Raw genomic sequence first — 16,108 nt, forward strand, 5'->3', positions numbered from 1 at the left:
CAGTTTGAAGTATTCATGATTCAAATTTTCCAACAGTCTCATATTCAGATTTATCTATGTATCTATTTCGTTTTATCCTCTGCTTGGCCTCCTGGAGCATATTTGATTATAAACTGGATGACTTCAAAATGGCTAGTAGAAATATCCTTATACTCTATGACTGGTACTTGTTGAATCTTCATCTTGTGATGCCTTATCTGGTAATTTCAAGGATTCGCTATTTTTTAGCAATATATACAGAAATCAGTTTGAAGTATTCATGATTCAAATTTATCAATATATACAGAAATCAGTTTGAAGTATTCATGATTCAAATTTATCAATATATGCAGAAATCAGTTTGAAGTATTCATGATTCAAATTTATCAATATATGCAGAAATCAGTTTGAAGTATTCATGATTCAAATGTTACTGAAAAACAGCAAATTCAGCACCATTTTCCTTTTTGAATTTTTCTAATTGCAAAGCAAGCGTGGCCATAGCTTCTTCCCACTGATGCTTCCCCAACCGGGATCTGTTGCTCCTTTTGGTTGCGTCCTTTTCATAGGAAAATCAGGATAAGGCATATTTACTTGAATGAGTGATAAGTCCCCCGACTACATCGACTCGAATCACATCAACATGAAATAAAAAACCTTCGTAATGATTGTAATGATAACTATTCTCACATTAAGATGATGCCGTGATTATTGACTTTTGATGTTATAGGGTATGTCTGACCGCATTTTTGTTTCTGCTGAGCTAACGTTTGAATCGCTTTACGGCGAGCATCATGGCTGGCTGAAAAACTGGCTCACGCGCAAACTGCAATCATCCTTTGATGCCGACGACGTAGTGCAGGACACTTTCCTGCGTGTGATAACCGGCGACTCGCTACAAGCCATTCGCGACCAAAAATCCTTCCTCTGCACGATCGCTAAAAGGGTGATGATCGATCTGTTTCGCCGCAACGCGCTGGAAAAAGCCTATCTGGAACTGCTGGCGCAACGGCCCGAGGCGTTTATGCCCTCGCCGGAAATCCGTCAGTGTCAACTTGAGACACTCCAGCAAATCGACCAGATGATCGATGGTCTGAGCAACAAAATGCGCCAAGCGTTTTTATTGTCTCAGCTTGAAAATCTGACCTACAGCGACATTGCTTCACGCCTCAATGTGTCCGTCAGTTCCGTGAAAAAATATATGGCCAAAGCCACTGAGCACTGCCTGCTGTTTCGCCTGGAACATGGACTCTGATATGGATACCATGTTAACCCATTCTCGTCGCCAGGCATTAAAATCAGCATCACACTGGTATGCAATACTGAGTAGCGATCAGGTAAGCCCACTGCAAACTGAAAAATGGCAACGCTGGTACGAACAGCATCAAGATCATCAGTGGGCATGGCAGCAAGTGGAAAATCTGCGCAACCAGATGCTGGTCGTGCCCGGCAATGTGGCAAGCCATGCACTTCAGGAAACTCACTTGTCGCGACGCAGAGTGATGAAAGGCATACTGTTGCTACTGGGAATTGGCGGTGGCTGGCAACTGTGGTGTTCGGAAGTGGGAGAAGGTCTGCGGGCCGATTATCATACAGCTAGAGGGGATATTCAGCATCATCGACTGAACGATGGCACACTGCTTACACTCAATACCGACAGTGCCGTAGATGTCCATTTTACCCCTCAACAACGTCTGGTACATCTCTGGTACGGCGAAATTGCCATCACTACCGGGCATGATACCGAAGCAAAACTATTGCGTGTACAAACCCGTCATGCACAACTGACCGCGCTAGGCACCAAGTTTACGGTTCGTCAGGAAGCCAACACCACACTACTTAGCGTTCAGCAACATGCCGTAAAGGTGATACTGACCGGTACCAACCGCAAATGTATTGTGCGTCAGGGAGAAAGCCTAAGATTCAGCGCCATCGATTTTGGTGAACTGACCGCGGCAACCGCCGAAGACAACGCGTGGACGCAGGGTATACTAAGCTTCTGCGATAAGCCACTGAGTGAAGTGATAACAACCCTCGCTCGCTATCGAAGCGGTGTATTACGCTGCGATCCGGCCGTCGCCTCACTACGGTTAAGCGGTACTTTCCCGATGAAAAACACCGATACAATATTAACCGTCATAGAGAAAACACTTCCTGTTAAGATTCAATATATTACCCGTTACTGGGTGAATGTTCTGCCCGTAGAAAAATCGTTAACGTAAAAAATAATCATTTTCAATTGTCCTTTTTTGTTTCCTTGTTCGACTTCATAAGTGAATACAGCAACAAAATGATTATGGAGACGTTATGATGCCTTTACGTGCACAGCCACTGCGCGCGCTTCACAAAGCAACACCGCTGGTAATGGCGATTCGTTTGAGCCTGTTACCGGTGGCTTACCTAACCTCAGGGATAACGTATGCTGCGGTAGAGCCAGCTAGCGTACACTATGACATTAATGCGGGCGGACTGGATAAAGTTCTCAATCAGTACTCCACCCACGCCGGTATTACCCTTTCAGTAGATGCCAGCTTAACGCGAGGCAAACAGAGTCGCGGTCTACACGGCAATTACTCCATCACCGATGGACTGAACACCTTGCTGGTCGGCACTGATTTGCAGGTGAAAACGTTGGGTGATAACACATTCACACTCGAACCCGCCGCTGTTGCGCAGAAAGACGTGCTGACCGTGGTAGGCGACTGGCTAGGTAGTGCACGTGAAGCTGACGTGTTTGAACATGCAGGCGCACGTGATGTTATCCGTCGGGAAGATTTTGCTAAAACAGGCGCCACCACAATGCGTGAAGTGCTGAACCGCATTCCCGGCGTCAACGCACCAGAAAACAACGGTACCGGCAGCCACGATCTGGCGATGAACTTTGGCATCCGTGGCCTGAACCCGCGTCTCGCCAGCCGCTCTACGGTTTTGATGGACGGCGTTCCGGTACCCTTCGCGCCTTATGGACAGCCACAACTATCGTTAGCGCCAGTATCTCTCGGCAACATGGATGCAGTAGATGTGGTACGCGGTGGCGGCGCTGTGCGCTACGGGCCACAAAGCGTCGGTGGTGTAGTGAATTTCGTGACCCGCGCTATCCCGCAGGATTTTGGTATTGACGCAAGTGTGGAAGGACAACTTAGCCCCACATCTTCACAAAATAATCCCAAAGAGACCCATAACTTCATGATTGGCGGTACGGCAGATAACGGTTTCGGCACGGCGCTTCTCTACTCCGGCACACGCGGCAGCGACTGGCGCGAACACAGCGCCACGCACATTGACGATGTGATGCTCAAAAGCCGCTATGCACCCAATGAAGTACATACCTTCAACAGTTTATTGCAATATTATGATGGCCGTGCGGATATGCCCGGGGGCCTTTCACGCGCCGATTACGACGCCAATCGCTGGCAATCCACTCGCCCATATGACCGCTTCTGGGGCCGCCGTCAGCTTGCAAGTCTCAGCTATCAGTATCAACCCGACCAACAGCACAAATTCAATATTCAGGGCTTATATACTCATACCTTGCGCAGCGGTTATCTTGAGCAGGGCAAGCGCATTACCCTTTCCCCACGAGAATATTGGGTGCGCAGCATCGAACCGCGTTATAGCCAGCTCTTCAATTTAGGGCCTTCGGCCCACGAAGTAGGGATTGGCTACCGTTATGTGAATGAATCCAGTCACGAAATGCGTTACTACACCGCCACTCGCAGCGGCGAATTACCCAGCACGTCAAGCCCTTATGACCGTAATACCCGCTCCGGCACCCAAGCACATGCTTGGTATATTGACGACCGCATTGATATCGGCAACTGGACCATCACGCCGGGGATACGATTCGAACATATCAAATCCTTCCAAAACAACAATGTAAAAGGCACCCGCCAAGAAGTCAGTTACGATGCGCCGTTGCCCGCACTCAATATTCTTTATCATATTACTGATAGCTGGAATCTTTACGCCAATACGGAAGGCTCGTTCGGTACCGTACAGTACAGCCAAATTGGCAAGGCGGTGAAAAGCGGCAATGTAGAACCTGAAAAGGCGCGAACCTGGGAAGTCGGAACTCGCTACGATGACGGCGCATTGGCAGCGGAAATGGGGCTGTTCCTGATTAACTTCAACAATCAGTACGACTCCAACCAAACTAATGATACGGTTACCGCACGTGGAAAAACCCGACACACTGGGCTGGAAACTCAGGCACGTTACGATCTTTCCGAACTTACTCCCAAACTGAATAACGTTTCGGTTTACGCCAGCTACACCTATGTGAACGCAGAAATTCGTGAAGAAGGTAACACCTACGGCAATCAAGTACCGTTCTCACCGAAACATAAAGGTGCGTTTGGTATAGATTACAAACCGGGCAACTGGACCTTCAACCTCAACAGCGCATCCCAATCCAGCCAGTTTGCGGATAACGCTAATACCGTGCAGGAAAGCGCCAATGGCAGCACCGGTCGCATTCCGGGCTTTATGCTGTGGGATACGCGCGTGGCGTATGATTTCGGCCCACAAATGGCCAATCTGAGTCTGGCCTTTGGGGTGAAAAACATCTTCGACCACGAGTATTACACCCGTTCCTATGATGATAATAACAAAGGCATCTACGCCGGGCAGCCACGTACGTTTTATATGCAGGGTTCGCTAAAGTTCTGATGTTACATTAATCCGTTCGCCGGGCCATTGCCCGGCTTTGCTATTTCTGGAGTTAAGTTATGTCTGCACTGATTCGCGTTACGTTTATCGTTTTGCTCTTCTTCATCAGCCTGCCCCATGCCATTGCGGTCACGGTACAGGATGAGCAAGGCAGTTTTACCCTCAGTACCGTTCCTCAGCGCGTGGTCGTGCTGGAATTGTCGTTTGCTGATGCGTTGGCCGCCATCAATATCAGCCCGGTGGGCATTGCCGATGACAACGATCCGCAACGCATTCTCACGGATGTTCGCCAGCGTATTAAGCCTTGGCAATCAACGGGTACTCGCGCCCAGCCAAGCCTTGAAGCCATCAGCGCGCTAAAGCCGGATCTCATCATTGCAGACAGTCAACGCCACGCGGGGATTTATCGGGCACTCAAAAGCATCTCCCCGGTCCTGCTGCTAAAATCCCGCAACGAAACCTACGAAGAAAACCTGCAATCTGCCGCGATCATCGGCAAAGTCATGGGGAAAGAGAGTGAGATGCAGAAACGGCTGGCAGAGCACCGTGAACGCATGAAAGGCTATGCCAGCCAGTTGCCACAAGGTGTCAGTGTGGTTTTTGGCACCTCGCGCGAACAGCAATTTAACCTGCACTCCAGCGATACCTATACCGGCAGCGTCTTAACGGCATTAGGGCTGAAAGTTCCCGCGCCAGTTAACCATGCGGCAATGGCTTCCCTCAGCCTTGAACAGTTACTGGCTCTCAATCCTGACTGGCTTATCGTGGCCCACTATCGTCAGGAAAGCATCGTGAAACGCTGGCAGCAGGATACTCTGTGGCAGATGATGACAGCACAGCACAAGCATCAGATAGCAGCGGTAGACAGCAACACTTGGGCTCGCATGCGCGGGATATTTGCCGCTGAACGCATTGGCAATGATGCGGTAAAAATCTTCCATCATCAGCCGGTTAATGAGACACCATGAGATGCCATCACCATGCGGTCTGGCGCTGGGGATTGCCACTGGTTGCACTGTTTAGTGCATTCTGGCTAAGCCTGTTTTGCTACTCCGCTATTCCCATTCCCGCCATCAGCGCGCTTAAAGCGCTAGTGCCAGGTCATACACCGACGCTACCTGAAGCGCTGGTTATCAATCTGCGGCTACCACGCAGTCTGGTTGCTATTCTGCTCGGCGCAGCTCTGGCGTTGGCCGGCGCACTCCTCCAGACGCTCACTCATAATCCACTGTCCTCCCCCTCCTTACTGGGCATTAACAGTGGCGCAGCACTGGCAATGGCGCTAGTCAGCGCTTTCAACCCGGCACTGCTGGCCGGATATTCCATTTCCTTGGTGGCGGCCTGCGGCGGTGGAATTAGCTGGATGATGGTGATGGCCGCAAGTGGTAGCTGGCAGCAAAAATACGATCGCAACCAGCTAATTCTGGCGGGCATTGCCTTATCTGCCTTATGTATGGCACTAACACGTATTACGCTACTACTTGTCGAAGATCATGCTTATGGCATTTTTTACTGGCTGGCGGGGGGAGTCTCCCATGTCCGCTGGCCTGAATTCTGGCAACTATTCCCTTTCGTGGTGGTCACTGTACCGGTGGTTTTGTTGTCGGCAAAATCACTTAATCTGCTCAACGCTGGCGATGTCAGTGCCCACACGCTTGGCGTGAACCTGACGCGACTGCGTATCTTCATCAGTCTGTCGGTGCTAATTCTGGTCGGTGCCTGCGTCAGTGTAGCGGGGCCAATCGTGTTTATTGGTCTGCTAATGCCCCATCTGGCACGTTTCTGGGTTGGTTACGATCTACGCCGCACACTGCCAATGTGCATGTTGCTGGGAGCGGTGTTTATGCTACTTGCCGATTTACTGGCCCGTGCACTGGCCTGGCCCGGAGAACTCCCGGCAGGCGCGGTGCTGGCGCTGATTGGCGCACCCTGCTTTGTGTGGCTGGCAAGGAGGCGAACATGAAACGTCAAGTTATCTCACTGTTGGTCATGTTGCTGGCAGTTACGCTGGTGCTAGCGCTACGCATGGGCGCGCAACCACTGCCTTGGGAAGCGTTAATAAGCGGCTGGCAACCCAGTGACAAACACCACTTTGTGCTAACGCAGTACCGCCTACCGCGTATTTTATTAGCCATCACCGTAGGCGCTGCACTGGCGCTTTCCGGCGTCTTAGTTCAAGGTATTGTTCGTAATCCACTGGCCTCCCCCGATATACTGGGGGTCAATCATGCAGCAAGTCTGGCGTCGGTAAGTGCGCTGATCCTTTTCCCTTCTCTGTCGGTGCAGTGGCTTCCGTTACTCGCTTTTTGCGGTGGAATGGCTGCGCTAATCCTGCTGAGGGCAATTGCTGGCCCCTCTTCGCCGCTGCGCCTTGCACTGGTTGGCGTGGCACTTTCAGCTACCTGGACAAGCATCACCGACTACCTCATGCTCTCACGCCCACAAGATATCAATAACGCGCTTTTGTGGCTGACCGGCAGCCTGTGGGGACGCGACTGGCAGTTTGTAGCTATAGCCCTGCCGGTATTGATGATACTGATACCTCTCAGCCTGCGCTTTTGTCGTGATTTAGATTTGCTGGCGCTCGGTGATGACAGCGCCAACACACTGGGTGTTTCGCTCCCACACGTACAATCATGGGGATTAATGCTGGCAGTCGCGCTCGCCGCAACAGGCGTCGCCGTTTGCGGGCCGATTGGCTTTATCAGCCTCGTGGTACCCCATCTCGTTCGCAGACTTGTGGGAGGACGTCATCGCTGGCTTATACCCGCATCCATGCTTATGGGGGCACAGGTTCTGCTGCTAGCCGATTTGCTGGCAAGGACCATAGCCCCTCCGATAGAGCTGCCTGCTGGCGTGCTGACCGCCATCATTGGCGCCCCTTATTTCTTCTGGCTTTTAGTGAGGACACGTTAAATGCAACTGGCTACGGAAAAGTTATCTGCGGGCTACGGGGAGAAACGCATTCTGAATGACCTGTCGCTCACCCTCCCGACCGGAAAAATCACGGCGCTGCTCGGCCCCAACGGCTGCGGTAAATCGACATTACTGAAATGCTTTTCACGGCTATTAACGCCATTATCTGGAAAGATAACAATAGATAGTAAACCGTTAGCGCACTTTTCCTCACGCAAGCTCGCCAGACATCTGGCGCTCTTACCACAGCATCCTCTCACACCAGAGGGGATCGCCGTCCATGAACTGGTTGCATACGGACGCAGCCCCTGGTTGACGTTCTGGGGGCGTTTAGCATCTCATGATCGTCATCTTGTACAACAAGCAATGGAAAAAACGCAGATTAGCCATCTTGCTGATAAACGCGTTACCGAGCTTTCTGGCGGACAGCGCCAGCGCGCTTTTCTGGCAATGGTTCTGGCCCAAGATACGCCGGTGGTGCTGCTCGACGAACCCACTACGTATCTTGACATCAACCATCAGGTGGAATTGATGAAGCTACTGCGTAAGCTGAACAACGAAGGAAAAACGGTCGTGACCGTACTTCATGACCTCAATCAGGCTAGCCGGTACTGTGACCACCTGGTACTGCTTTCCCAAGGGCAGGTTGTCGCCAAAGGCTCACCCGAGGAAGTTATGACACCGAAATTATTACAGCAGGTATTCAGCATTGAAACGGAAATTCACCCCGAACCCGTTTCAGGTAAACCAATGTGTGTGGTGTGTTAAGCGGGAATCTAATGTAACGTGTTGGTTCTCTTTTCCAGTATGGCTTAATATGCTCGGTTTTTTGTTAGAGGTTGTGTCGGGATTAATTACTTATTCGCTCCAACCCAAAAAGCCGAGCTTGAATTTATGTGATGCTAATAATTGCTGTTCTTAGGTAAAGTTAACGTTATTTAGGCTTTGCGGTCTCGATTTGACGGACATTGGGCTTCATTTTGGGGCTCATGTCTTAATCTTTCTCTACAATTGCGACAGATTCAATCCCCAACGCATCCGCAACATCAGGGAATAATTTTATTAAATTATCCATTTAATTTGCTGTTCTCCTCTGGCTATTTCTTCATCATAGCAAACATACGACACTTAACCTATCTTGTAGCTAGCATTCCCGAATAGTGCTTCGTGATAAGGAAGATGAATAAAGTATGGGGGGCTTTGTTACCAGACTGTGACGTATGTCATAATGCTTAAGCCAAACGACTACAAAACCCATATTGATTGCTGTACTCTTATCATTCAAGGCATTTATTAGATAATTCAAAGAGCTATGATGGCCGCAACTTCCCTTTCGAATGATATTCTCCGTACCTGGCAACGTATAGAATTCTTCCAACCTTATACACTTGAAAAAAAAGATAAAAGTTTACTAATTCCGCTTAAAACACTCTATCAACTAGGAGATAAGGCACTCCCCTGGCTTTCATCAGAACTCCGTCAACAACATGATATTCCCGATCAAAAAGTCTTATACAGCTTGTACGTCGGTTTGTTTGATAAAGCTATCGCTAACGCGATCAGCCAAGCGGTGTTTGGTCCAGATGAAGGGTATTATGCAGAAGAATTTGAGCAACGGCTGGATAAAGAAGGAACAACCTGCTTTGCCAAAATTCCATTAGGCGCGGAAGGAAACCCTGCTCTGGATAAATTTTCAGTGAGTTCTCTTCCCTGGGCTTTAGGGCACCTGCGTGATGAACGTTTTGAGCAGCTTAATACGAAGGTATTTTCAGCCAGTTGCGAGCATCTTAAAAATACCCTCGGCAACTTTAACGTCTCTCTGAGGCCAATACGAAAAAATGGCCCCGGTATTTTAAAAGCAAATGATATTTTAACACTGTTGACGACACATCTGGTGAGTTGGGCAGATTTTGAACCCCAATGGCAATATGCTTTACAAATAGACTGGATGGAGGGAAATGGCGACTGTACAGAAGCATCACAAGAAAACGGCGATGAAATTGAAGAAGAAGTCAGCGCGAATGATAAAACCTTTGCACTTCCTATTTTAAATAGTTTTTTCTTTGAGGACATTGAATACGCTATTACGGCCCTAAAACGAGGAGATAGATGCAAAGCTCTCAGAGCGTATCTTTCTCATCATAGTGTTCCAAGGAATCCTGACCTTTATTCACAAGACGGGCTTGCTTCCATCATCAGTAAACTTCATCCAGCGAAGATGCCTCATGGACGCTGGCCTTCCGATCCCAAACATGCCATGTCGCTAATGCAGCAATTTGCTATTAATACGGCGATAGAAGAGCTCGCTGATGGTGGGCTGCTTTCCGTCAACGGCCCTCCGGGAACTGGAAAAACGACGCTTCTGCGCGATCTAATAGCACATAACATTGTTGAACGAGCGAAGATACTTACGCGTTATCAAAAAGTTGATGACACGCTGGACAATTCCGGTTTTATTGTGAATGCGCTCACTGGTTTCGAAATGGTCATTACGTCATCCAACAACGCCGCAGCAGAAAACATATCAAAAGAATTGCCGCAAAAGAAATCATTGGCTGAAGAATTCCAATCGCTTGACTATTTAGCACCAACCGCAAACCAGATAGCTGCCGAGAACCGTCCGAAGCGCGAACATAAAAAAAGTAAAAATAGTCAGGGAAAAGTTAGAACCTATCATCTCTATCGTCCATTGAAGGAAGAGAAACAATGCTGGGGGATCATTTCCGCTGCTTTGGGCAACAAACCAAACCGGACTAAATTTTCTAATCGCTTATTTTTTGATGAACATTTTTTACGCGACACTCCAACTGAAGCCTCTCGTCCCGCTGAAGAGAACTTTCTCAGTCTTTGGCGCTGGAGGCACTATCACAACCCCATCTCTTTCGCCACCGCTAAAAAACGTTTCCTCGTATGTCTGGAAAAGACAAAAAAACTTCAACAGCAACTAGAAATGTTTGTGCATCTGATAGAAAAACAGCATAACGATTCATTCGACACGTTATCACTGAAGTTGAAGCAAATAGAAGGACTGTACGAAACACAGCTTAACAGGCTGGAACAGGTGAAAACAGAACAGGATGTATTAGGAAAACAGCTCCAACATGCGGAACAGCAACAAAAAATTATCGAAAGTGATGCACCAGGATGGCTAATGCGTCTGATGAATCGCAAGCGAGTGCATGTGTATAAAGAAACGTTGCAGTGTGCACAACACGAAGTATTAAGACTGATGAGATTGCAAGCCGAACAAGCCCAGAGTGTTGCGGAACAACACAAGTCAGTTAATGACATAACTGAAAAAAAGCGAACCTTACAACAGGATATCGAAAAAATTATCCAACAACGGGAGAATGACCATCGTTCTCTGCAAACTTTGAAACAGCAGTTTCCTGATATCACATTGCCAGATATCAACCAACCTATCACTGATGCAACATTACAACGAACGGCCCTTTGGCAGAACGCACAGATAAATCGTCAACGTTCCGCATTATTTATCACAGCAATGGAACTTCATCAGGTTTGGCTTTATGAAGCACTAGGAGTACCTCGTTTTGGAGACTTCATATTTAATCTCACGGCTTTTTTAGCACAACCTCATTCCAAAATCACGCCTATACGCTGGTGGCAAACGCTGTTTATGTTTGTGCCCGTATTATCCACAACTTTCGCATCTATGGGGCGCATGTTCCACGGAGTGGAAAGCGAAGAACTCGGCTGGTTAATGATCGATGAAGCCGGCCAGGCACCTCCACAACAAGCTGTCGGGGGACTCTGGCGTGCAAAACGGGTACTGGTTGTTGGAGACCCTTTGCAGATTGAACCGGTATTTACGACCCCTCCGCCGTTGGTTGAACGTCTTTGCCTAGATGCTCTGAATGAAAAGGCTAAAGACTGGAATCCGGGATTACTTTCAGTGCAGCAGGTTGCTGATCGCGTCAATCATTGGGGATGTGAATTAGAAGTCATGAACAACCTGATCTGGCTAGGTATTCCATTGTGGGTACACCGCCGTTGTATTGAACCGATGTTCAGTTTGGCTAATAGGATGGCCTACAATGGCCGCATGATTCATGGGCTGGATGCTGACAAGATTCACTGCCAATCTGTGAACAGCATTCTGGAAAATCATTGGCTGGCATCGGTTGGAGGGACAGGTGAAAAACAATATCGTGACAGCCACGGTAAAGATTTGCTCAAGTTATTGGACCAACTGCTTGTTGCAAATGTTTCTCTTCATTCAATTTATGTTATTACACCGTTCAAAGCAGTTAAGTCAGCACTGTGTGAATTATTAGGAAAGCGTGATCTGGCTACCTGGCGGCAATCTATGCCATTGATAACACGAAAAGAACTTAACGTGTGGCAAAAAAATTGTATTGGTACAGTGCATACTTTTCAGGGCAAAGAAAACGATATTGTCATTTTTGTCCTAGGCTGCGACGAAAATAATGATAGCGGCGCAAAATGGGCTGCCAGCAAGCCTAATCTGTTAAACGTTGCGCTCACCCGAGCAAAAAAACACATTTTCATAATTGGCGATCCAGCGGTATGGCATGGTTTGCCTTGGTTTCGTGATGTAGCCAAGGAGTTGCCAGTAGAGGCATATCATCATTTACAATAACTCCAAGGTGGAATGATCAAAAAACGAGTAACGAAATGAGTAAACAATCCTTATGCCGTTAGGTAATACTGCCTCACAAATTGCATTATTCGTAACATGAACCTGAAGGTGATTAGGGTTATCTAAGCTAATGAATGGCGAGCTAATTGTATAAACAAGGAGTGATAATGAATCGAGCTCAGGCCCAACAACTACTACAAACTGCACTAGCCAATCCAAATGCTGAGTTTCGCGATGGTCAGTGGGAAGCTATTGATGCTTTGGTTAACCAACGGCAGAAACTGTTGGTAGTACAACGTACTGGCTGGGGTAAAAGCTCAGTTTACTTTATCAGCACCAAAATTTTCCGTGATCGCGGCATGGGGCCGACGATTATTGTTTCTCCTTTGCTGGCCCTGATGCGTAACCAGATTGAGTCCGCCCAGCGCCTGCACATCGTAGCCGAGACTATGAATTCCACCAATACAGCGGACTGGCAGACGGTGACACAAAGGATTATAAATAATCAAATAGATTGCCTGCTGATTTCTCCTGAGCGGCTCGCCAACGATAACTTCATTGAAACCGTGCTTCATCCTATTGCTGACCGTATTGCTCTGATGGTGATCGACGAAGCCCACTGCATTTCCGACTGGGGCCATGACTTCCGCCCAGACTATCGGCGTATAGTAAATATTTTGCGCCAGTTGCCACCTAATACACCGGTATTAGGCACAACGGCCACTGCCAATAACCGCGTGGTGGCTGATATCCAAACACAACTGGGTAATATCCAGATCCAGCGTGGTCCACTGATCCGTGAAAGCCTCTCGCTACAAGCGATGGTTCTGCCTGATCAATCCTCTCGCCTAGCTTGGTTGGCGCAAATGATTCCCACCTTGCATGGTACTGGCATTGTGTACACCTTAACAGTGCGTGATGCCGAACAGGTAGCAAATTGGTTGAACGTCAATGGCATAAATGCCAGAGCCTACCATAGCAGTATTGAGGCTGATGGTTTTGAAAACAGTAACGATTACCGACAATATCTTGAAGAGTTATTGCTAACCAATCAACTTAAGGTGCTGGTGGCGACTACTGCATTGGGTATGGGGTACGACAAGCCGGATTTAAGCTTTGTGATTCACTATCAAGCACCAGGTTCTATCGTGGCTTACTACCAGCAGGTCGGCCGCGCAGGGCGTGGTATCGACAACGCTATTGGTGTGTTGATATCTGGTATAGAAGATCAAGATATTCATGAGTTTTTCAGGAATTCGGCATTCCCATCAGAAACTCAGGTAAACGAAATTTTGCAAGTACTAGCTAATAGTGATGGTTTATCGCTTCGTAGCATTGAAGAGCAAACCAACCTACGCTATGGCCAGATTGAAAAGGTATTAAAACTGCTAAGTACAGAGAACACCGCTCCTGTGATTAAAGTCGGAAACTTATGGCGCAGAATACCCGTGCCTTATGCGATGGATCGCACCCGTATCGCTCACCTCACCAACCAGCGTAAGCAAGAGTGGGCTGAAGTACAGGCTTATCTGTCAAATACCGGATGTAAGATGACTTTCTTGCGCCGTGTACTGGATGATCACGACCCTACACCTTGTGGCAAATGCTCGTCATGCATCGGCCAGCCTATTGTTAATCAGACTATTGATCCAGTGTTAGTTCATCAGGCAGGCACTTTTCTTAAACATGCCGAAATGATTATCCAACCAAGAAAACAGGTAGCAACTTCTAATCGAGCCTTTCCTACATATTGTTTTCCACGGCAGTTAGGTTGCTTAGTTGCTCAGCCAGGTAGGGTTCTCTCTCGATGGGGAGATGCTGGTTGGGGGAAAATTGTTATTGAAAATAAACATTCGGGTTATTTTTCTGATGAACTAGTTGATGCTATGGCTGAAATGATCTCACAGCGTTGGCAGCCTCATCCTAGTCCAACTTGGGTATGTTGTGTTCCTTCCTTAAGACACCCGCATTTAGTCCCTGCATTTGCACGTCGGCTAGCACAAAGGTTGAACCTGACATTTGTTGATGCGGTAGCAAAAGTTCAAGATAACCAGCCCCAAAAGGAACAGCAAAATAGTTTTCATCAATGCCACAACCTTGACGGTGTTTTTGAGATAATACAAATTGTACAAAATCAACCAGTACTCCTTATCGACGACATCGTTGACTCTGGTTGGACTCTTACCGTTATTGCAGCTTTGTTACAGCAAGCGGGTAGTGGTATTGTATATCCCGCAGCACTTGCCTCTTCTTCGGTGAAAGACTCATGAATTTATCGCCAACAGCACAAGCCACATTATTGCTCACTAGTTATTTTTCCAAGGCGAGCAGTGATGATATCAAACCCCTCACTAATGCTGAATGGGGTAGGTTTGCGTTATGGCTGAAAGAAAAATCCACAACACCAGCAGATTTGTTGGTATCTGAGCCTAAATCAATATTAAGCAACTGGCAGGATTCTCGCATCAGCACAGAACGAATTATACAGTTACTGAATCGTGGTCACAGCCTAGCATTGGCCGTTGAAAAATGGTATCGAGCAGGTCTTTGGGTAGTTACCCGCTCTGACCCTGAATATCCCAAGCGCTTAAAACAGCAATTGAAAACCGACTCACCGCCTGTGCTATTTGGTTGCGGTAATAAAGCCTTACTGAATGTTGGTGGTTTAGCGGTTATTGGCTCACGTGAGGCCAACAATGCGGACTTGTCTTATACCGAGCTGGTCGGTTCAAGAGCGGCATCAGAGGGAATTGCGATTGTATCCGGTGGTGCCCGTGGTGTGGATGAGACAGCTATGGTGGGAGCAATGCTTGGTGGCGGCAACGTTATTGGGGTACTGGCAGATAGCCTACTGAAAGCCGCTACCAGCGCAAAATGGCGCAAAGGTTTGATGAATGGCAGCGTAATGCTGATTTCACCCTTTTACCCCGAGGCTGGCTTCAGCACTGGAAACGCTATGGCCCGAAACAAATATATCTATTGCTTGGCAGACAGCTCGCTGGTAATTCACTCGGGGAAAAAAGGCGGCACACTAAGCGGGGCAGAAGAAAACCTGAAAAAGTGTTGGGTGCCATTATGGGTAAAACCAACGAATGACAGTAGCGCGGCAAATACTGATTTAGTTGCGAAGGGAGGGCATTGGTGTGAGGCAGATGTTCACAACCTTAAGGTTTCTGATTTGTTCTCCGTAGAAAACTCTACTGCTTCGCAGAAAGAAGCTGAACAGGTTGATCTATTTTTCATGCCAGCACAGTCAGAATTATTTGCGAAACCTGCATCGGAATTTGATCTAGAGGTAGCGGAAAATCGAATAATTGTTGCTCACTCAATCGAACAAGATGAAATCCAGGGTTCAATCGATCACGAAGCAGAAGCAGAAGCAGAAGCAGAAGCAGAAGCAGAAGCAGAAGCAGAAGCAGAAAAAACTGTAATGCAGGCTGTGGATTTTTATCAATTGTTTATTACTGAGCTCCATCGATTGACAGTAAGCCCTATTACACTTGATACCCTTATCGAGAACACTGGTCTGCATAAATCTCAATTGAAGGAATGGTTAAAACGAGCTATTGATGAGGGACAAGTGAAAAAACTCGGTCGTCCTGTTCGTTATCAAATAGAAAAGAAAAATCAAAAAGTTGTTTAAATGATTGTTGTTGTGACTATAACAGAAAAAACCAATGTTCAAGAGGTAACGGCGGTTTACTTGCTGAATAGATTACAGTTGGATGGAATCTGCTATGAGCATGTATGAACGGTTAGATAAGGAATATGATTCACGCTAAGCTTAAGGGTAGGTTCAGAAACGCTGACCTGATAACTTCACTATATGTCAAATAGCTAAAATTGCGATCCTCTGGTTATTAACCAGTACAAACCGAGCTTTGACTTAGTGCTTTATAGCTAGCGGAGTAAAGAAGCGTT

10 protein-coding genes are annotated in these 16,108 nt (G+C 47.5%); all 10 read left to right on the plus strand.

Going from position 1 to position 16,108, the window contains the following annotated elements:
• Positions 1 to 712 precede the first annotated feature (712 nt).
• The 10 genes from fecI (at position 713) to SLS51_RS17355 (ending at position 15,830) form a co-directional block, all read left to right on the plus strand.
• Positions 713 to 1,234 carry a ferric citrate uptake sigma factor FecI gene (gene fecI / locus SLS51_RS17310; RefSeq protein ID WP_323839889.1) on the plus strand — a complete coding sequence of 174 codons (522 nt, stop codon included), beginning with the start codon at positions 713 to 715 and terminating at the stop codon, positions 1,232 to 1,234.
• A 1-nt stretch (position 1,235) separates the two neighbouring features.
• Positions 1,236 to 2,201, plus strand: coding sequence for a ferric citrate uptake sigma factor regulator FecR (gene fecR, locus SLS51_RS17315; protein ID WP_323839890.1), 966 nt, complete (start codon positions 1,236 to 1,238; stop codon positions 2,199 to 2,201).
• An 85-nt stretch (positions 2,202 to 2,286) separates the two neighbouring features.
• The gene (gene fecA / locus SLS51_RS17320; RefSeq protein ID WP_323839891.1) at positions 2,287 to 4,647 is read left to right on the plus strand and encodes a TonB-dependent Fe(3+) dicitrate receptor FecA; all 2,361 of its coding nucleotides are present in this window, start codon (positions 2,287 to 2,289) and stop codon (positions 4,645 to 4,647) included.
• A gap of 59 nt (positions 4,648 to 4,706) precedes the next feature.
• Positions 4,707 to 5,615 (plus strand): Fe(3+) dicitrate ABC transporter substrate-binding protein FecB, encoded by a 909-nt coding sequence (locus SLS51_RS17325; RefSeq protein ID WP_323839892.1) that lies wholly within the window; start codon positions 4,707 to 4,709, stop codon positions 5,613 to 5,615.
• Complete coding sequence (gene fecC / locus SLS51_RS17330; protein ID WP_323839893.1) at positions 5,612 to 6,610, plus strand: iron-dicitrate ABC transporter permease FecC; 999 nt, start codon at positions 5,612 to 5,614, stop codon at positions 6,608 to 6,610. Before SLS51_RS17325 ends, fecC begins: the two co-directional genes overlap by 4 nt.
• Positions 6,607 to 7,563 (plus strand): Fe(3+) dicitrate ABC transporter permease subunit FecD, encoded by a 957-nt coding sequence (gene fecD / locus SLS51_RS17335; protein ID WP_323839894.1) that lies wholly within the window; start codon positions 6,607 to 6,609, stop codon positions 7,561 to 7,563. The genes fecC and fecD overlap by 4 nt, the downstream gene beginning before the upstream one ends.
• Positions 7,564 to 8,331 carry a Fe(3+) dicitrate ABC transporter ATP-binding protein FecE gene (gene fecE, locus SLS51_RS17340; RefSeq protein WP_323839895.1) on the plus strand — a complete coding sequence of 256 codons (768 nt, stop codon included), beginning with the start codon at positions 7,564 to 7,566 and terminating at the stop codon, positions 8,329 to 8,331. It abuts the gene before it with no gap.
• A gap of 547 nt (positions 8,332 to 8,878) precedes the next feature.
• Positions 8,879 to 12,187 carry a DEAD/DEAH box helicase gene (locus tag SLS51_RS17345; protein ID WP_323839918.1) on the plus strand — a complete coding sequence of 1,103 codons (3,309 nt, stop codon included), beginning with the start codon at positions 8,879 to 8,881 and terminating at the stop codon, positions 12,185 to 12,187.
• 167 nt (positions 12,188 to 12,354) lie between these two features.
• Entirely contained in the window at positions 12,355 to 14,457 is a 2,103-nt protein-coding gene (locus tag SLS51_RS17350) for a RecQ family ATP-dependent DNA helicase (protein ID WP_323839896.1), read from the plus strand.
• Positions 14,454 to 15,830 carry a DNA-processing protein DprA gene (locus SLS51_RS17355; protein ID WP_323839897.1) on the plus strand — a complete coding sequence of 459 codons (1,377 nt, stop codon included), beginning with the start codon at positions 14,454 to 14,456 and terminating at the stop codon, positions 15,828 to 15,830. The genes SLS51_RS17350 and SLS51_RS17355 overlap by 4 nt, the downstream gene beginning before the upstream one ends.
• The last annotated feature ends 278 nt before the right edge of the window (positions 15,831 to 16,108 follow it).

The sequence above is a fragment of the Photorhabdus africana genome (assembly GCF_035181445.1).
Taxonomy (GTDB): Bacteria; Pseudomonadota; Gammaproteobacteria; order Enterobacterales; family Enterobacteriaceae; genus Photorhabdus; species Photorhabdus laumondii.

Excerpts from the sequence above, each read along its gene's own strand:
- fecC (WP_323839893.1), top strand. The coding sequence starts at position 5,612 with ATGAGATGCCATCACCATGCGGTCTGGCGCTGGGGATTGCCACTGGTT.
- SLS51_RS17350 (WP_323839896.1), top strand. The coding sequence starts at position 12,355 with ATGAATCGAGCTCAGGCCCAACAACTACTACAAACTGCACTAGCCAAT.
- fecR (WP_323839890.1), top strand. The coding sequence starts at position 1,236 with ATGGATACCATGTTAACCCATTCTCGTCGCCAGGCATTAAAATCAGCA.
- fecI (WP_323839889.1), top strand. The coding sequence starts at position 713 with ATGTCTGACCGCATTTTTGTTTCTGCTGAGCTAACGTTTGAATCGCTT.
- fecD (WP_323839894.1), top strand. The coding sequence starts at position 6,607 with ATGAAACGTCAAGTTATCTCACTGTTGGTCATGTTGCTGGCAGTTACG.
- SLS51_RS17345 (WP_323839918.1), top strand. The coding sequence starts at position 8,879 with ATGGCCGCAACTTCCCTTTCGAATGATATTCTCCGTACCTGGCAACGT.
- SLS51_RS17325 (WP_323839892.1), top strand. The coding sequence starts at position 4,707 with ATGTCTGCACTGATTCGCGTTACGTTTATCGTTTTGCTCTTCTTCATC.
- fecE (WP_323839895.1), top strand. The coding sequence starts at position 7,564 with ATGCAACTGGCTACGGAAAAGTTATCTGCGGGCTACGGGGAGAAACGC.
- fecA (WP_323839891.1), top strand. The coding sequence starts at position 2,287 with ATGATGCCTTTACGTGCACAGCCACTGCGCGCGCTTCACAAAGCAACA.
- SLS51_RS17355 (WP_323839897.1), top strand. The coding sequence starts at position 14,454 with ATGAATTTATCGCCAACAGCACAAGCCACATTATTGCTCACTAGTTAT.